General features: G+C 60.2%; 18 protein-coding genes, 1 tRNA gene and 1 pseudogene. 13 read left to right on the plus strand and 7 right to left on the minus strand.

Annotated elements, in window-relative coordinates:
• Positions 1 to 6: 6 nt before the first annotated feature.
• The 11 genes and pseudogenes from MA884_RS18260 (at position 7) to MA884_RS18310 (ending at position 12,094) form a co-directional block, all read left to right on the plus strand.
• Positions 7 to 822, plus strand: a complete 816-nt coding sequence (locus MA884_RS18260; protein ID WP_256231815.1) for an ABC transporter permease — start codon at positions 7 to 9, stop codon at positions 820 to 822.
• The gene (locus tag MA884_RS18265; RefSeq protein ID WP_256231816.1) at positions 819 to 1,607 is read left to right on the plus strand and encodes an ABC transporter ATP-binding protein; all 789 of its coding nucleotides are present in this window, start codon (positions 819 to 821) and stop codon (positions 1,605 to 1,607) included. Before MA884_RS18260 ends, MA884_RS18265 begins: the two co-directional genes overlap by 4 nt.
• 13 nt (positions 1,608 to 1,620) lie before the next feature.
• Positions 1,621 to 2,346 (plus strand): urea amidolyase associated protein UAAP1, encoded by a 726-nt coding sequence (locus MA884_RS18270; RefSeq protein WP_256231817.1) that lies wholly within the window; start codon positions 1,621 to 1,623, stop codon positions 2,344 to 2,346.
• An 11-nt stretch (positions 2,347 to 2,357) separates the two neighbouring features.
• Positions 2,358 to 2,999: an urea amidolyase associated protein UAAP2 gene (locus MA884_RS18275; RefSeq protein WP_256231818.1), complete on the plus strand. Its 642-nt coding sequence runs from the start codon at positions 2,358 to 2,360 to the stop codon at positions 2,997 to 2,999.
• Positions 3,000 to 3,297: 298 nt separating this feature from the next.
• Positions 3,298 to 6,978: an urea carboxylase gene (gene uca, locus MA884_RS18280; protein WP_256231819.1), complete on the plus strand. Its 3,681-nt coding sequence runs from the start codon at positions 3,298 to 3,300 to the stop codon at positions 6,976 to 6,978.
• Positions 6,979 to 7,000: 22 nt separating this feature from the next.
• Complete coding sequence (gene atzF, locus MA884_RS18285) at positions 7,001 to 8,785, plus strand: allophanate hydrolase (protein ID WP_256231820.1); 1,785 nt, start codon at positions 7,001 to 7,003, stop codon at positions 8,783 to 8,785.
• A gap of 333 nt (positions 8,786 to 9,118) precedes the next feature.
• A pseudogene (locus MA884_RS18290) lies at positions 9,119 to 9,724 on the plus strand (GGDEF domain-containing protein); the annotation flags it as partial.
• Entirely contained in the window at positions 9,717 to 9,935 is a 219-nt protein-coding gene (locus tag MA884_RS18295) for a cysteine-rich CWC family protein (RefSeq protein ID WP_256231821.1), read from the plus strand. The pseudogene MA884_RS18290 and the gene MA884_RS18295, both read left to right, overlap by 8 nt.
• Before the next feature lie 36 nt (positions 9,936 to 9,971).
• Positions 9,972 to 10,664 carry a pseudouridine synthase gene (locus tag MA884_RS18300; protein WP_256231822.1) on the plus strand — a complete coding sequence of 231 codons (693 nt, stop codon included), beginning with the start codon at positions 9,972 to 9,974 and terminating at the stop codon, positions 10,662 to 10,664.
• 309 nt (positions 10,665 to 10,973) lie between these two features.
• Entirely contained in the window at positions 10,974 to 11,858 is an 885-nt protein-coding gene (locus MA884_RS18305; protein WP_256231823.1) for an alpha/beta fold hydrolase, read from the plus strand.
• Between the two features lie 162 nt (positions 11,859 to 12,020).
• Positions 12,021 to 12,094, plus strand: a tRNA-Gly gene (locus tag MA884_RS18310).
• A 209-nt stretch (positions 12,095 to 12,303) separates the two neighbouring features.
• Here MA884_RS18310 and MA884_RS18315 read toward each other — a convergent pair.
• A complete protein-coding gene (locus MA884_RS18315; protein WP_256231824.1) occupies positions 12,304 to 12,636 on the minus strand; it encodes a type II toxin-antitoxin system HicB family antitoxin in 333 nt (110 codons plus the stop codon).
• Positions 12,633 to 12,887, minus strand: a complete 255-nt coding sequence (locus MA884_RS18320) for a type II toxin-antitoxin system HicA family toxin (protein WP_256231825.1) — start codon at positions 12,885 to 12,887, stop codon at positions 12,633 to 12,635. Before MA884_RS18320 ends, MA884_RS18315 begins: the two co-directional genes overlap by 4 nt.
• A gap of 1,138 nt (positions 12,888 to 14,025) precedes the next feature.
• Here MA884_RS18320 and MA884_RS18325 point away from each other — a divergent pair.
• Positions 14,026 to 14,388, plus strand: coding sequence for a DUF6124 family protein (locus tag MA884_RS18325; protein WP_256231826.1), 363 nt, complete (start codon positions 14,026 to 14,028; stop codon positions 14,386 to 14,388).
• A 46-nt stretch (positions 14,389 to 14,434) separates the two neighbouring features.
• Here the strand turns inward: MA884_RS18325 and MA884_RS18330 are convergent, their stop codons facing one another.
• The 5 genes from MA884_RS18330 to MA884_RS18350 all read right to left on the minus strand — a co-directional run bounded on the left by MA884_RS18330 (position 14,435) and on the right by MA884_RS18350 (position 16,840).
• The gene (locus MA884_RS18330) at positions 14,435 to 14,881 is read right to left on the minus strand and encodes an NUDIX hydrolase (RefSeq protein ID WP_256231827.1); all 447 of its coding nucleotides are present in this window, start codon (positions 14,879 to 14,881) and stop codon (positions 14,435 to 14,437) included.
• A 267-nt stretch (positions 14,882 to 15,148) separates the two neighbouring features.
• Positions 15,149 to 15,334, minus strand: a complete 186-nt coding sequence (locus MA884_RS18335) for a hypothetical protein (protein WP_256231828.1) — start codon at positions 15,332 to 15,334, stop codon at positions 15,149 to 15,151.
• 132 nt (positions 15,335 to 15,466) lie between these two features.
• Positions 15,467 to 15,661: a hypothetical protein gene (locus tag MA884_RS18340; RefSeq protein WP_256231829.1), complete on the minus strand. Its 195-nt coding sequence runs from the start codon at positions 15,659 to 15,661 to the stop codon at positions 15,467 to 15,469.
• A 213-nt stretch (positions 15,662 to 15,874) separates the two neighbouring features.
• Positions 15,875 to 16,312, minus strand: coding sequence for a hypothetical protein (locus MA884_RS28085; protein ID WP_371134787.1), 438 nt, complete (start codon positions 16,310 to 16,312; stop codon positions 15,875 to 15,877).
• Positions 16,313 to 16,363: 51 nt separating this feature from the next.
• Positions 16,364 to 16,840 carry an Lrp/AsnC family transcriptional regulator gene (locus MA884_RS18350; RefSeq protein WP_188252090.1) on the minus strand — a complete coding sequence of 159 codons (477 nt, stop codon included), beginning with the start codon at positions 16,838 to 16,840 and terminating at the stop codon, positions 16,364 to 16,366.
• Between the two features lie 147 nt (positions 16,841 to 16,987).
• Here MA884_RS18350 and MA884_RS18355 point away from each other — a divergent pair, with 147 nt between their 5' ends.
• Positions 16,988 to 17,617, plus strand: a complete 630-nt coding sequence (locus MA884_RS18355) for a LysE family translocator (protein ID WP_256231830.1) — start codon at positions 16,988 to 16,990, stop codon at positions 17,615 to 17,617.
• Positions 17,618 to 17,818: the final 201 nt, after the last annotated feature.

Here is a 17,818-nt window from a genome sequence, read left to right on the forward strand (position 1 = left end):
GCTGGCATGCGCCTGATCAACCGCTACCCGGATCGTCCCAGTCGCCTGTTGTTGGTGATCCTGCCCTTCGCACTGGTGCTGTTCGCCTACTTCATGGGCTCGGCCGAACGGTTGACGGACAACCCCAACGACAAGCTGCTGCCCAGCGCGGTGCAGATGGCCGATGCGGTGAAACGCCTGGCCTTCACCGCTGACGTGCGCAGTGGCGATTACCTGCTCTGGCAAGACACCGCGTCGAGCCTGCGCAGACTGGCAATCGGCCTGGGCATCAGCGCCTTGGCCGGCCTGTGCCTGGGCATTGCCGCCGGTACGTTGCCGCTGTTCGGCGCGCCGCTGTCGCCTTTGCTCACCGTGCTGTCGATGGTGCCGCCGCTGGCGATCCTGCCGATTCTGTTCATCGTCTTCGGCCTGGGGGAATTGTCGAAAGTCATGCTGATCGTCATTGGCATCACCCCGTGCCTGGCCCGGGACCTGGAACAACGCGCCCGGGAAATTCCGGTCGAACTGCTGATCAAGGCCCAGACCCTCGGCGCTTCGACCTGGACCCTGATGCTGCGGGTGGTGCTGCCGCAATTGCTGCCACGCCTGTTGATTTCCCTGCGGCTGATGCTCGGTTCGGCCTGGCTGTTTCTGATCGCCGCCGAAGCCATCGCCTCCACCGATGGCCTGGGCTATCGGATTTTCCTGGTGCGGCGTTACCTGGCGATGGACGTGATCCTGCCGTACGTGGTGTGGATCACCTTGCTCGCCTGGCTGATGGACTGGGGTCTCAAGCGCCTGACCCGCCAGGCGTTCCCCTGGTATGAGGGGGCGAAGGCATGAGCTTCATTACAGTGAACAACGTCTGGCAACAGTATGGCGATCAGGTGGTGCTCGAACGCTTGAACCTGAGCGTCGCCGAAGGCGATTTCTGTACGCTGGTGGGGGCGTCGGGTTGTGGCAAGTCGACCTTCCTGCGCTTGCTGCTGGGCCAGGAGCGCGCCAGTCGCGGACAGATTCTGCTGGATGGCGAGCCCCTGGCCGGCGAGCCGGATGCCAGCCGCGGTGTGGTGTTCCAGCGCTACTCGGTGTTCCCGCATCTGACGGTGCTGAACAACGTAGCCCTGGGCCTGGAACTGCCGCGCTCGCCGCTGCTGGGACGTCTGTTCGGCAGCGCCAAACGCCAGGCCCGCGAAGAGGCCGCGCACCTGCTGAACAAGGTCGGCCTCGGCCACGCGCTGGACAAATACCCGGCGCAGTTGTCCGGGGGCATGCAACAGCGGCTGGCCATCGCCCAGGCGCTGATCATGAAACCCCGTGTCCTGCTGCTGGACGAACCCTTCGGCGCCCTCGACCCGGGCATTCGCAAAGACATGCACGGCCTGTTGCTGGAGCTATGGCGCGAAACCCGCTTGACGGTGTTCATGGTCACCCATGACCTGTCCGAAGGATTCAGCCTCGGCACACGCCTGCTGGTGTTCGACAAGGTTCGCGTCGACCCTCATGCCCCCGGCGCCTATGGCGCGCGCATCACCTACGACATTCCACTGAACAGCGACCGTCGCACCGCCCGTGCCGCCGTCGACGCCCTGCCCGCCGAACTGGCCGGCACGTTGCGTATCGCTTGAAAGGAGTTTTCCCATGACCGATTCGACCCCATTGTTTCCGCCCTTCGCCGAAGAACTGCTGCCCGGTGGCGGCCACCGTTCCTTCGTGCTCAAGCGCGGCCAACTGCTGCGTCTTACCGACCTGCGCGGCGGGGCCAACGTGAGCCTGACGCTGCTCAATGCCAACGAAAAAACCGAGCGCCTGAACCTGCCCGACAGCCTCAAATGCCAACACACCGCCAAACTCACCACCGGCCATTGCCTGTACTCAGACATGGGCCGGGTGCTGGCGGCCATCACCGCCGACACGTGCGGCTGGAGCGATAGCCTTGGCGGTGTGCTCTGCGCCGAAGAAGTTGCCGAAAAATACGGCCAGGGCCGCTATCAGGAACTGCGCAACGGGTTCTTTCGCAACGGCACTGACAACCTGTTGGTGGAACTGGGCAAATGGGGGTTGGGCCTGTCGGACTTGCTGATGACCCTCAACCTGTTCAGCCGGGTCGATGTCGATGAAGCCGGCAACTTTCACTTCGTTGAAGGCCATTCCAAGGCCGGCGATTACATCGAGCTGTACGCGCCGATGGATACCCTGGTGGTCCTGACCGCGCTGCAACACCCGATGGACCCGAACCCGCAATACGCCCCGCAACCGCTCAAGCTCAGCTGGATGAACGCCGAGCCCAGCGTCGCTGAGCACTGTCGCAACTCGCGCCCGGAAAACCAGCGCGGCTTCATCAACACCGACCGCCTGTTCGCCTGAGGATCGCTGCCATGTCATTTGCCATCGCCACCCTGCAAAAGCTGCCTGACACCGCCATCTACCGCGCCACCATTCCCGCCGGGGAACCCTGGCTGGTGGAGGTCAAGGCCGGCCAGACCCTGCGCATCCTCGACCTGGAAGGCAACCAGGCGGTCGATACGCTGTTCTACAGCCTGGCCAATCCCAAGGAACGCTACGACGTGCAGCGCACCCTGCGCCGGCAGAACAGCGTGTACCTGGGCACCGGCAGCGTGCTGTATTCCAACCTCGGCCAGCCCATGCTGACCATCGTTGAAGACACCTGCGGGCGCCACGACACCCTCGGTGGCGCCTGCGCCCAGGAAAGCAACACCGTGCGCTACGCCCTGGAAAAACGCTACATGCACAGTTGCCGCGACAACTACCTGCGGGCCTGCGCCCACGATGGCCGTCTGGGCAAAGGCGACATCGGGCCGAACATCAACTTCTTCATGAACGTGCCGGTCACCGCCGACGGCGGCCTGACCTTCGAAGACGGGATCTCGGCCCCGGGCAAATACGTCGACCTGCGGGCCGAAATGGACGTGATCGTGCTGATCTCCAACTGCCCGCAACTGAACAACCCGTGCAACGCCTACAACCCCACGCCAGCGGAGCTTTTGATATGGAACTGAAACTCGCCCGCTTGCGCCGCTGGCTGTTTGCGTTGTGCCAGAGCCGGTCGGGGCAGTGCATTAAATAATTATATGAACACCTATGCCCTCCTGTGGGAGCGAGCCTGCTCGCGATGGCGTCGGATCAGCCAGCACTCTCGTGACTGACATACCGCTATCGCGAGCAGGCTCGCTCCCACAGAGGTTGCGTAGTGTTCGCAGACTTCTTGCTCACGGGGACGACCCCGGCGGCCATCGAAAACTGCGGGACGGCCCGCATCCCAGTTCAGGCAGCACGCATGCCTGAGGGGGCAATGCCATGTTCAAAAAAATCCTCATCGCCAACCGTGGCGCCATCGCCTGCCGGATCCTGCGGACCCTGCGCGAGCTGAAGGTCGAAGGCGTCGCGGTGTATTCCCAGGCCGATGCGGCCAGCTTGCATATTCAGCAGGCCGACGAAGCCCACTGCCTGGGCGAAGGCGCGGCAGCCAATACCTACCTGGCGGTGGACAAACTTTTGGCGATTGCTAAAAGCAGCGGCGCGACGGCGATTCATCCCGGCTACGGTTTTCTCTCGGAAAACGCCGCCTTCGCGCAGGCCTGCGAAGCCGCCGGCATCGCTTTCATCGGCCCGACGCCGGAGCAACTGCGCGTGTTCGGCCTCAAGCACACCGCCCGCGACCTGGCGCGCCGGCACGGCGTGCCACTGCTCGAAGGCAGCGAACTGCTCGACAGCGTCGACGCCGCGCTACTGGCCGCAACCCAGATTGGCTATCCGGTCATGCTCAAAAGCACCGCCGGGGGCGGTGGCATCGGTATGCGTGTCTGTCGCAATGCCGCCGAGTTGAGCGAATCCTTCGAAGCGGTCAAGCGCTTGGGCCAGAACAACTTCAGCGATGCCGGCGTGTTCATCGAGAAGTACATCGAGCGGGCTCGACATCTTGAGGTTCAGGTATTCGGCGACGGCCAGGGCCAGGTGATCGCACTGGGCGTGCGCGACTGCTCGGTGCAGCGGCGCAACCAGAAAGTCCTCGAAGAAACCCCGGCGCCGAACCTGCCCGAAGGCATGGCCGACGAGCTCTGCGCCGCGGCGATCCAACTGGCTCAGGCGGTGAACTACCGCAGCGCCGGCACCGTGGAGTTCGTCTTTGACAGTGACGCCGGGCGCTTTTACTTTCTGGAAGTGAACACCCGCCTGCAAGTGGAGCACGGTGTCACCGAACAAGTGTGGAACGTCGACCTGGTGCGCTGGATGGTGCAATTGGCCGCCGGAGACCTGCCGCCACTGAGCGAATTACGCCAGGGTTTGCAAGCCCAGGGCCACGCGATTCAGGCACGGTTGTACGCCGAGGATCCAGGCCGGGATTTCCAGCCAAGCCCTGGATTGCTGACCGCTGTGCAATTCCCGAAGGCCGACGGCAAACAACTGCGCATCGACACCTGGGTCGAGGCCGGTTGCCAGATTCCGCCCTACTTCGACCCGATGATCGCCAAAGTCATCCGTTGGGCGCCGACCCGCGAACAGGCACGCCTGGGTTTGCATCAAGCGCTGAATGAAAGCCTGCTGTACGGCGTGGAAACCAACCGCGACTACCTGCAACAGATTCTCCTCGATGCACCCTTTGCCAGCGGCCAGCCCTGGACTCGCTGCCTTGAGGCGCTGGTCTATCGCGCCAATACGTTTGAGGTGCTCAGCCCCGGCACCCAGACCAGCATTCAGGACTACCCCGGCCGACTCGGCTATTGGGCGGTGGGTGTTCCGCCATCGGGACCGATGGACAGCCGCTCGCTGCGCCTGGGCAATCGCCTGCTGGGCAATGCAGAAGGCGCCGCGGCGCTGGAAATCACCATGAGCGGGCCGTTGCTGCGTTTCAACTGCGCTGCCAGGGTGGCTGTGACCGGCGCGGTCATTGCACTGACCCTCGATGGCGAAGCTGTGCCGATGAACACTGCCCTCTCGATTCCTGCCGGTTCCACGTTGGCGATCGGCACCATCGCCGGCGCCGGGGCGCGCAGTTACTTGTGCCTGCAAGGCGGCGTGCAAGTGCCGGATTACCTGGGCAGCAAAAGCACCTTCACCCTCGGCCAGTTCGGCGGTCATGGCGGGCGGGCCTTGTGTACCGGCGACGTGTTGCACCTGACGCCCCTGGATGAGCGCGTGGCATTGCCGCAAACGAGCGAACCTACTCTGGAACTGCCCGACGTGCGGCAGATCCGCGTGATCTATGGCCCTCACGGCGCGCCGGAATACTTCACCGAGCGCTACATCCAGACCTTCTTCGATACGTCCTGGGAAGTGCATTTCAATTCCAGCCGCACCGGTGTGCGCCTGATCGGGCCGAAACCCGAATGGGTGCGCGCCGACGGTGGCGAGGCGGGGTTGCACCCTTCCAACATCCATGACAACCCCTACGCCATCGGCGCCGTGGACTTCACCGGCGACATGCCCGTCATCCTCGGCCCCGACGGCCCGAGCCTGGGGGGGTTCGTCTGCCCGGTGACGGTGATCGAGGCGGATCTTTGGCAACTGGGACAACTCAAGGCCGGGGACAGGGTGCGGTTTGTGCCGGTGGATGTATCGACCGCCCGATCATTGGCGACACACTTCCCTTGTGGCGAGGGAGCTTGCTCCCGCTCGAGTGCGCAGCGCTCGCCAGACAATGATCTTGTCCCTGAAGGGTTGGGGCCGCTGCGCGACCCAGCGCGAGCAAGCTCGCTCGCCACAGGTTTTGGGGATACACAAACATTGATGTCGCCTGTGGTGTTGGATATCGGTCAGGACGATACCCGGCTGGTGGCGAGATTGGCCGGCGACACCCACCTGCTACTGGAGATAGGTGCTCCTGAACTGGATCTGGTGCTGCGCTTTCGCGCCCACGCCTTGATGCAGGCGTTGGAACACAAACAGTTGCACGGCGTAATCGACCTGACGCCGGGCATTCGCTCGTTGCAAGTGCACTACCAACCCGAACAACTGCCGCTGGCCGAGCTACTGCAGATCGTCATCGGTGAATGGGACGCGGTATGCGCCGCACAGGATCTGCAAGTGCCGTCACGCATCGTGCACCTGCCGCTGTCCTGGGACGATCCGGCCTGCCAGTTGGCCATCGAAAAATACATGACCACGGTGCGCAAGGACGCGCCCTGGTGCCCGAGCAACCTGGAGTTCATCCGGCGCATCAACGACCTGCCCGACCTCGACGCAGTGCAACGCACGGTGTTCGACGCCAGCTACCTGGTGATGGGTCTTGGGGATGTCTACCTCGGCGCGCCGGTCGCCACGCCCCTGGACCCTCGGCATCGACTGGTGACCACCAAATACAATCCGGCCCGCACCTGGACGGCGGAAAATTCGGTGGGCATCGGCGGCGCGTACATGTGCGTGTACGGCATGGAGGGCCCAGGTGGGTATCAGTTCGTCGGGCGCACGTTGCAGATGTGGAATCGTTATCGCGAGGTCGCCGCATTCGACGGCAAACCCTGGCTGCTGCGGTTCTTCGACCAGATCCGCTTCTACCCGGTCAGCGCCGATGAACTGCTGCGCATCCGCCGGGACTTCCCGCTGGGCCGCTTCGACCTGAACATCGAACACAGCCAGCTCAATCTTGCCGATTATCAGCGCTTCCTGGCCCAGGAGGCGGACAGCATCGCGGCGTTTCGGGCGCAGCAACAAGGCGCCTTCAACGCCGAGCGCGAGCGCTGGATCGCCAGTGGCCAGGCGCACTTCGACAGCGAAGAACCAGCACCCGCACCCAATGAAGATTCGCTGCTGAGCGAGGATCAACTCAGCGTCGACAGCCACATCGCTGGCAATCTCTGGCAGGTCCAGGTGCAGGTGGGTGCTCGGGTCAGCGCGGGTGAGGTATTGGTAATTCTGGAGTCGATGAAGATGGAAATCCCGGTGCTCGCTCCCGTGTCCGGAGTGGTACGCGAGATTCGTGTACAGCCCGGCTCGGCGGTGCGCGCCGGACAACGTGTGGTGGTGCTGGAACGTGACTGAACTCAATCAAAGGATTAATGCCATGAACCTGTCTTTACGCCTGGACGATCTGCGCGACGCCTACCGCAGCGGCGAACTTACACCTCGGAATTTACTGTTGAGCCTGCGGGAAAAAGCCGCGGCGCTGAACCCGGACTACCACCTGTTCATCCACCTGCTGACGCCCGGGGAACTGGAACCCTACCTCGCCGCGCTGGAGGGTCAGGACCTGGAAAGCCTGCCGTTGTATGGCGTGCCGTTCGCGATCAAGGACAACATCGACCTGGCTGGCATTCCCACCACGGCCGCCTGCCCGGCGTTCAGCTACGTGCCGCAACGTTCGGCCACCCTTGTCGAGCAGCTACTGGCCCTGGGCGCGATTCCCCTGGGCAAGACCAATCTCGACCAGTTCGCCACCGGGCTCAACGGCACCCGCTCGCCTTACGGTGCCTGTCGCAACAGCGTGCTGCCCGACTATCCGGCCGGCGGTTCAAGCGCCGGCTCGTCGCTGGCGGTGGCCCTGGGTGTAGCAAGTTTTGCCCTGGGCACCGACACCGCAGGTTCGGGTCGGGTGCCGGCGGCGCTGAACAATCTGCTGGGATTGAAGGCCACCAAGGGATTGATCTCCACGGCGGGTGTGGTGCCGGCCTGTCGCACCCTGGACTGCGTCACGACCTTTACCGCAACGGCGCGGGAAGCCAGCCAATTACTGGCGCTGACCGCCCGCCTCGACCCTCGTGATGAGTACAGCCGCCGCAACCCGCTGTGGAACGACGGCTCAGCGTTCGGCGCGCCGCGAAGCTTTCGCTTCGGCGTGCCTCGTGGGCAAGACCTGGCTTTTTTCGGCTGCAACGAAGGTCCACGACTGTTTCAAGAAGCCATTGAGCGACTCAAGGGCCTGGGCGGTGAAGCAGTGGAACTGGACCTGTCTCCGTTTCTGGAAGCCGCCCGGCTACTGTATGAAGGGCCGTGGGTGGCCGAGCGCTACAGTGTTGCCGGGGAGCTGACGGAGCGCGAGCCCGACGCCGTACTGCCGGTTATCCGCGCCGTATTGGCGAAAGCGCCTACCGTGGATGGCGTACAAACCTTCCGTGCCCAGTACCGTTTGCAAGCGCTCAAAGCCCAGTGCGACCGCGTCATGGAAACGCTCGATTGCGTCCTCACCCCGACCATCGGTCGCCCGGTGACTCTCGCCGAACTGGTCGCCGAACCGGTGCTGCGCAACTCGGAGCTGGGTTACTACACCAACTTCATGAACCTGCTGGACTACGCTGCCGTCGCTGTTCCCAGCGCATTCATGACCAACGGCTTGCCCTGGGGCGTGACGCTGTTCGGTCGGGCCTTCACCGATCAATACCTGTTAAGCGTCGCCGATGCCTTGCAGCGTCAGCAAGACCCGGCCGTGCCAGCGCCCGCCAACCCGGCTCGCCATGACCGGGCGCGGCTGGTGGTGTGCGGGGCGCATCTGGACGGATTGGCGCTGAACTGGCAGCTCAAGCAACGCGGTGCCCGTCTGATCGAGGCCACCCACAGCTCAGCCGATTACCGTCTCTACGCCCTGGCCGGCGGCCCGCCTCTGCGCCCCGGCATGCTTCGGGTCAGTGAAGGCGGCGTGGCCATCGAGGTGGAGGTTTGGGAATTGCCGAGCAGCGAACTCGGCTCGTTCCTCACCGGCATCCCCGCGCCGCTTGGGCTGGGCAAGGTACAACTGGCCGATGGCCGCTGGGAAAGCGGATTCATTTGTGAGCCGTATGGTTTGGCAGGCGCGCAGGACATCAGTCATTTGGGCGGATGGCGGGCCTATTTACAGGGTCTGAAACCGCTGTGATTTTGTGGCGAGGGAGCTTGCTCCCGCTTGGCTGCGAAGCAGACGCTTTTGCGGCCGCTGCACAGCCCAGCGGGGCGGTGCGACGTTTCGCTAAATCCCCTCGCCACAATTTTTACAAACCTGCAAATCCGAGCACCTTTTCCTGCAAGGCCACTAAACTGACTTCATTGGGTCTGCGCCAAGGAAATCGCCATGTCGCTCCGTTCGCCGTTGTATTCCCAGCGCAAGCCGCTCCTGCTCGTGGTGGGGCTGCTAGGTGCAGGCTTTCTGATCATTTCATTGTTGGGCTACCACGCTGCCAATACCTCGGTACGGGACCACACGCTCAGGATGCTGTACCTGAACCTGCTGATCGGCCTGCTCGTGACGCTGGCCGTGTTGGCAATCCTTTATCAATTGATCAACAGCTATCAACGCCGCATCGACGCCCAGAGCACCCTCGACAGCCTGACCGAACTGCCCAACCGCCGTGGCTTCGACCTGCTGGCGGTGCAGGCCCTGCACGAAGCCCAACGTGAGCCAAAACCCCTGGCGGCGCTGCTGCTGGAGCTGGACGAGTTCAAGCGACTGGACACCACCCATGGTCATATCGCCAGCGACCAACTGTTGACCGGGTTCGCTCGCGACCTGACCGACAGCCTGCGGCATTCGGACATTGTGTGTCGCTGGAGTGGCGAGACGTTTATTGTGCTGCTCAAGGACACCGACGGTCAGAACGGTCTGAAGATTGCCGAGAAAATTCGTCAACGGATCGAACAACAGCGTTATTTCTGCAGTGGGAAAGAGCTGCGGGTCACCATCAGCATCGGCCTCACCACCTTGCAGGACGAAGATACCTTGCACAGCCTGCTGTCGCGGACCGATCATGCGCTGCAACGCGCCCGGCAAACCGGGAACAACCGAACCTGTGTACAGATGCCTCACTCCAGCTATGAATAAACCTGACCGGTGCCCGGCCTGTGGCGCCAGCAACGACTGCACCCTGGCCAACCCGCGAACCGCCGACCGTGCCTGCTGGTGTTACGGCGTGAGCATCGACCCGGCCGTGCTGGAAGCATTGCCGGCCGAGCTGCGAGACCAGTCCTGCCTGTGCCCGCGCTGCGCCCAGGTCGAAGCCCAGTTGCGGGCCAAGCCGCAGCCGATCGCGTAAGATGCCCGCCCTCCGTTCTCTTGCCTGACCTGCCCCATGCGCCTTGACCGCTTCCTCAGTAATCTGCCGCGCTTCAATCGCCAACAGGTTCGGCTGCTATTGGTGGAACGCCGGGTGCGGATCGACGGCCAGATCGTCAGCGACCCTCACGCACAGGTGCGTGAATTCAGCCGGGTCGAAGTCGATGATCAGGTGCTGCAAGCCGGTCGCCTACCCCGGTATTTCATGCTGCACAAACCGCCCGGTTGCGTCAGCGCCACCCGCGACCCGCAGCACCCCACCGTGCTGGACCTGCTGGACGAGCCAGACAAGGACGACCTGCACATCGCCGGGCGACTGGACTTCAACACCACCGGGCTGATGCTGATCACCAATGACGGCAGTTGGTCGCGGCGCCTGACCCAACCGCAGACCAAACTGCCCAAGGTCTATTACGTCGAGACCGAACAACTCATCACCGCCGAATACGCCGTCACCTTCGCACGCGGGCTGTACTTCGCTTTCGAAAACCTCACCACCCAGCCTGCGGATTTAATACTGCTGGGGCCAAGATCGGCGCGACTGAGCATCGTTGAGGGCCGCTATCACCAGGTCAAACGTATGTTCGGCCACTTCGATAACAAGGTGCTGCGCCTGCACCGCGAACGCATGGGACCGCTGCTGCTGGACGCCGAGCTTGAGCCGGGCCAATACCGCGCCCTGAGCCCTGAAGAGATCCGCCTGATCTGATCCCATGACCGCTCGGCAGAAGTGTCGGGCAATTTCCAAACAACACTTGCGCGACGGCCGGTCCACTGCTTGAATCAAACCGTCGGCCGAAATGTGACCGATGAGTCACCACATACTTCCAAGAAACTTTTTGCCGGCCGGAGCCTCCTCGGGTTCCTTCTTAACTCCGGCAAACTGCCCGCCATAACAACACCCGTCGACCGGCTTTCGTGGATCGACATGGGCCTTATCTTTCAGGCGTATGCCTACCTGTCACATTGCTCGTGCAATCTCATTGCGCGCATACCCGCTTGCCAGGAGTCTTATGACATGAGGCCAGAAATCGCTGTGCTGGATATACAGGGTCAGTATCGGGTTTACACGGAGTTCTATCGCGCAGACGCCGCGCAAAAGACCATTATCCTGGTCAACGGCTCGATGGCCACCACTGCGTCGTTTGCACAGACCGCCAAAAACCTCTACCCGCAATTCAACGTCGTGCTGTACGACCAACCCTATGCGGGCAAGTCCAAGCCCCACAATCGCCACGAAAAAATGCTGACCAAAGAGATCGAAGGCCAGATTCTCCTGGAGTTGATCGATCACTTCGCCGCCGAGCATGTGCTGTCTTTTTCCTGGGGCGGCGCCGCCACCCTCACTGCCTTGGCCCAGCGCCCACGGCGCATCGAAAAAGCCGTGATCAGCTCGTTCTCCCCAGTGCTCAATGCACCGATGCGCGATTATCTGGAGCGCGGCGTGGATTACCTGGGCAGCCTGGACGGCGATCGCGTGGGACACCTGGTCAACAGCACCATCGGCAAACACTTGCCGCCGCTGTTCAAGCGTTTCAACTATCGCCACGTCAGCAGCCTGGCCGAGCATGAATACGGACAGATGCATTTCCACATCAGCGATGTGCTCCACAGCGACCGGATGTGTTACGTCAACGCGGCGAAAAAAATCAACGTGCCGGTGCTGTTCCTGAACGGCGAATGGGACGAATACACCTCCGCCACCGACGCCAAGGTTTTCGCCGACCACGTGCAACACAGCACCTTCAGCACGCTGCAAGCCACCGGGCATTTCCTGGACATGGAACACAAAGCCGCCTGCCGCGACAGCCGCGACGCCCTGCTGGGTTTCCTCAAGTCGACCCATCAAGAAAGTCGACCGCGCTACAACTACGTGCAGGACTACCATGCCCTGGCTATGTGAAACCGAGTCCTCGCGAGCAAGCCCCGCCCTGCCCCGACAGACACGGGGCTTGCCCGCGAACGACCGCTCTGGTTTGAGGCTTGCGTAGACGCGTCATCTCTGCGCCCGTAAAGAAAAACTTCAAATCCGCGCCCACATCTGGTACAAAGTCAGCCGCTCTGAGCGGGTGTCGTATAATGGCATTACTCCAGCTTCCCAAGCTGATAACGAGGGTTCGATTCCCTTCACCCGCTCCAATCGAATTCTGGTCTCACGCCGTGTGGTTTTGGCGGGGGATATGAAAAAAACCGGCTCTTGGTGGCCGGTTTTTTTATGGCTGATGTTTGGGGAAGTGTGAGGTGATCTTCGAGCGTAGGTAGATGGCTCCCCGTGTCCGGCCAAAATAAATACGTCGCCATTTCCACGCCCATTTCCAATGAGATCTGGCTTCCTGCCGCAGCCTGTCTCAGGCGTGCACCTCACGATCAAGTACATCAGCCACCCATTGGTTGATGCTTTTGTGGGCAAGCTGAGCTTTTACGGCGACTGTGGCATGGAGCGCGGGGGCGAGGCGCAGACTGAGATTGCCAGAATAGGGCTTCTGCGGTGCTCGCCCCAGTTTGGCACACGTCTCCAGATAATCAGTTACCGCCTCCTCAAACGCCGCTCGAAGCTCGGTGACAGATTCGCCGTGAAACCCGACGACATCCTTAATACCAGCGATGTGGCCTACAAAGAGGCCGTCCTCATCGCTGTAGTCAATTCGGGCAGCGTAGCCTTGATAATTCATAACGTTCACGGGGTAACTCCTGCTTGTTCAAGGAAGGCCCGAGCATCACGTACCTGGTAGGGCTTTGCTTCTTTGTCCGGATGGGGCCGGTGGAACGTTGCGACCACACCGTTCAATTCGAAACGTACACGCGACCCGCTACCTTCGATGGTCTTGGCACCCGCTGCGCCAAGCAGTGACTCGATACGAGCCCATTCCAGTATGTAAGGTGTCGGCCTAGAAAATATGGCGCTGAGTGTGCTGAGCTGCTTATTGTTCATGGTATTACACCGTGATACCAAAAAAAAGATCTATCATCTGCGCCTGACGTCGCCTACGTACGAGCAGCACCGATTAATAAAGTCAAAATGCGGACATGGTCATCCTTTCGGTTTTAACCTGCCCTCCCCCTTCAGTGGCACTTTCTGCGAAACCGGCAATTTTTCGGAAGCCAATCGCTTATCACCAATCGTGCAGTCCGTTCTGCCGGGCACTATTTCCTATCCGCCCAGCTGTGGATAGCGGGTAGTTCCCGCTTCGTTTGATAGTGGACTCAGAACCCCCGTCTTTTCGACGAGCGAACAGGGCGCTCCGCCCGATGTTTGATGGCGCTGTGCTGTACGCCGGGCCCCAAGGCTTTCTGGCGATGCCCAGTTCTCCGGTCTACTCCGGAGTGCAGTGGCCATCTTCTTAGCAACCCGGCTACCTATGGTGGCTGTGCGAGTGTTCAGCCGACTGCGTCGATTAGCAACCTCTATGCCAGTAACATCGCACAGCTACCTCCCCGCGCAAAGCATCATTCAATGCCCATCAAGGGAAGTCGAAAGCGGCAGCCAGTCGCCCAAGTGAAAATCCACTTCCCGCCTCAAATCTCACCCAGGAAACGCGTCACTGCCGTGAGCAAATCTCGGTAAGTCCTTCAAACCTTCCGCCTGGTGTTATCTGCGGCATGATCTTGTTTAAGAATCGATGAGCCTGCAACTTCGCGTAAAGCACAGTGCTTGCAGTAATACCGACCCAAGATGAGAACGAAGAAAACCCGACCTGTTTAATTATCGTAAACATATCCAGCGAAGACACGTTTAAATACATTCCACGTTACGCCCTAGAGGCTACGAGACCTTGCGTCCTTACTTACGTGTGCGTCAGAATCCGCCGGCTTGTGCGCTTTGCCCCCGGCCTCTATCGTTTACCTGCCACTGCCCATCAGTGGTCGGGTTTAGTAGCCCGGACGGTGTTAGTAAGGTGCATAAGTACCATTCAGTCAGGGCATTATATGCCTGCACTTGATGGTGGTTGTGCGCAGGGCGCCCTTGGGCGCGCCGGGTTTACTAATTCCACCGGTCTACTAACCTGCGCACAGCCGCCACCCTTCTTTTAGTAGAGAACGGTTGCGGCCCCAACTCTGGAATTAGACATATGTTCAAGGTTACTCCCAACCCCCCAGATATTGATTCGGTACTCTACGGCGACTCTCTCGACCCTGAAAAGTTGAAAGAGGTGGCAGACCGCGCGCTCAAGCACTACCTGAACCCCGGGGCAACGAAAACGCAGATACAGCCCCGCAAGCCCAGCACGATCTTCACCATCGACGCAGCGGTGGATGACGAAACGTTGCTCGTTGAGGCGTGTGAATCCCTGGCATCCGCCAGCGTGATGGTCAGCGACCTCACCGACTTGACGGACGGCCCAAGGCGCCAAACGATGCTGGTGCTGCAACGGGTCATCATGTTGGGTGAGTTAGCGGTCAATCGAGTACTGGATAACCACAAGCCTGGCTAGTCGCCAGGTAGTGTTGTGGGGGCGCTTGCGCCCCCACAACTGCCATTCAGTCCAATAACGAAGCCTGTTTGAGCAGTTCGAAAAGTCCTTCAGGGACTAGCGTAGACGTAGCGGCGAAGCTGGAACCCTGGCACCACGTGGCTTTGAACGAAGCACCGTTGCTTTCACGACCGTCTAACCAAGATCGCTCATAGACGTCTACATCATCAAACCTTGCATCGTAGACCTGAACGATTTCATGTCCTGGCTTGCCTGCGTAGGTGAAAATGCTTTCCAACGTGCCAATCAATCGAACATCGCTGATCGAAAGAGCCAGTTCTTCCTGCACTTCACGGACGATGGCATCGATACCTCGTTCGCCGAACTCAATGCCGCCGCCAATAGGTCGAAAAAGGGTTCGCTGTTCAACGGCGTCATAGAATTGGTTAACCAGTATTTTTCCGTGATGATGAAAGATACAGAGCGCGAGGGCACGAATGCGTGGTTCTGACATGAGTAAAATTCCCTTTTGACTTGATGAACTGACGGCACTGGATTCCCCCAACGTGAGGCATGAAATCCAGTAGCGATCAGATCGCGGATCCACAATACTCAATGTGCGAACAGACATTCCAAGCGGAGCCTGGCTGCCAATTATGCGGCCTTGTACAGCTGCGTCGCCAGTACAAGGCGGTGGGAACGAAGGACACTGCGATCGGCAAGCGTGCAGACCAATCCGAATTGGGCTGGGCCGAAAACAAGGTATCTGAGCGATAGAGAATCAAACATGCTTTGCGACAAAAGCGACGACGGCAAACAGGGTCAGAGCGAACGCTGCACCGATGCTGAACGGCAACAACGTAACGCGCATTGTGGTCGGGGTCGGGCGCCTCATCTCTTCAGCTAACGCCTCTACCTCTTGATGCAATTGCTCGATGCTTGCTTGATAACTACGATGCGTAGGCATGTCTCATTTTCCTCCCAGGCCGCGGGCCGTGCTGAGTCTGTGAACCATCTCGAGCAAGGTGAGCCGTGTGTTTGTAAAGCTCAAGTACCAGTAATGTAGGGCGGGGATTGGCGCATTGTGGCGAACCAGCGCTCAAATTTTAATCCCAAAACCAGCAACGGCGACTATGGCGGTCGCTACCTCTGCCCCTACTGCGTATGGATACCAGAAGGCTTCGTGCTTCAGCTTCGTTTCCTCGGCCGTGAGCTTGCGAGTCTCAGCCAGCAATTTTCGGGTTTCGACCATTAGTTTATCGAGCTCTAAATTATCGCGGTCGTTCTGAAGCATTGATAATCCTTCCAGGGTTTGAGCCACCGCCCTCAGCGTCGCTTTCTGCGAAGCCGGCAAAACCTATCGGTCGTCAATCACTCATTGCCAATCGTGCAGTCCGTCTGCGGAGCACTATTTCCTATCTGCGCAGTGGTGGATAGCGGGTGGCTCCCGCTTGGTTTGTAGGCAAAATCAGAGAATTGCGTACGACAGAGAATCAACTGTTTTCGATCAGTTGATCGTCTTGTTGACAGCCCCGTGTGCAATGCACTGGATCGGCACAGAAGTCCAAGCCATCACTTGATCGTTCGTGTAAGCAGTCATGCACTGGTGCTGTATTGCTTGAAGGCGGATATCAAAAGCAACCTGCGCGTCACCTCGTTTGGCTGGACGAATTTGCAGCATTTTCACGCTCCTTTCCTTGGCGACTATGGACGGTAAATCAAGCAAACAAGCCCTCGATCCGGACACCACCGACACCGCCGCCCCCGAACTTGATTGCAAGGCAGACACTCGACCCTTCGGGTTGATCAATAAATATTCGGGTGTCTGGGTCCCGCTGCCTTTGAGTGCAGAACGTAATTCCAATTCGAAGGGCAGCCCGAACTCTTCTAAGATTATATGGGCCGCCAACGAACAGGCGCCGGGAGAATAGTAAAGCCGATACATATACATTCCTTGGATATCCTTATCGAGGCACAGATTAGCCGCCGTAACTATTCACCCCCCCGGCAAATGCCCCAACGGCAACGCCCCCGGCGTCTTCACCGTATGAATCGCAAAATTACTCCGGATGTCACTCACCCCCGGCAACTTCAGCAGCCGGCCAGTGAGAAAACGGTCGTAGGCGCGCAAGTCCGGCACCACCACTTGCAACAGAAAGTCCGATTCGCCTGACACCAGAAACGCCGAAATCACCTCCGGCAATGCCGTGACCGCTTGGCGAAAGGCTTCGGCCTGTTCGTCGTTGTGCCGTTCAACCTTGACGCCGACAAAGATCGTCAACCCGAGCCCCACTTCATCACGGTCTAGGATGGCTTGGTAGCCGCGAATGACGCCGGCTTCTTCCAGCATCCGCACGCGGCGCAGGCAGGGTGAGGCGGACAAACCGATTTCTTCGGCCAGTTGCACGTTGCTGAGGCGGCCGTCGCGTTGCAGCGCGGCGAGGATTTTGCGGTCGAAGGCATCCAGTTTCATGAATTGGCATTTTCCGATTGAACATCGTGATTACTTAGCAGGTTATGCCAATTTAAGAAGCTTTAGAAGCTGACTTCGCAACCACCTGCTCTGCCCCTCAGCCCTAGACTGGCACTACCGAAATCGTCGATATGCAGGAGGTGTGGTGTGGCAGAGCTCTGGTTGTTTTTTATGGCGTTAGTGGTGGTGTATCTGTTGCCCGGCCCGGACATGATCCTGCTGCTGCAAACCGGCGCCCGTCAGGGTAAGGGCGCGGCGCTGGCGACCGCAGTGGGTCTGGGGATCGCTCGGGGGTGTCATGTCGCGCTGGCAGCGTTGGGGCTTTCGGCGTTGTTCAAGACCGCGCCCTGGACCTTTGACGCGGTGCGCCTGGCCGGCGCCGCTTATTTGTTATGGATTGGCTTTCAGTGCCTGCGAACCACGTTGTTGCCGAATTTTGAAAGTGCCGGCGTTGAGGCTGGAAAGCGGCATTGGCGCCAGGCGATTCGGCGCGGGTTGTTGACCAACCTGCTCAATCCCAAGGCGCTGCTGTTTTGCTCGGTACTCTTGCCGCAGTTCATCGACCCACAGGGCGGGTCGGTGCTTGGGCAGTTCGCGACCCTCGGTGTGGTGTTGGTCAGCATCGGCTTTTTGTTTGATAGCGCCTATGCACTGATGGGCGTGGCGCTCGGGCGCTGGCTCCAGCGGTCCCCTTCGGCCCAACGCATGCAGCAGTGGTTGTTTGGGAGTCTTTTGATTGGGTTTGCGGTGCGGCTGACGTTTGTGCAGCAGTCATAGTGCTTATGGGTTCGCGAAACGGCTTTGGTCCGTGCCGTAGCTCCAGCCCTGCTGGAGCAAGCTCTCTCTACACGGTCGCACTTCACATCCAGAAATAACCCCACCGACCTCGCCACCGCCCCTGTGCCGCGCGGCTTCTAGACTTTCCTGCAACGACGCCAACCACCCCAACAAGGCCATATCGGTGGTTATAGTGTTGAT

Source organism: Pseudomonas sp. Q11 (genome assembly GCF_024494355.1).
GTDB classification, from domain to species: domain Bacteria; phylum Pseudomonadota; class Gammaproteobacteria; order Pseudomonadales; family Pseudomonadaceae; genus Aquipseudomonas; species Aquipseudomonas hefeiensis.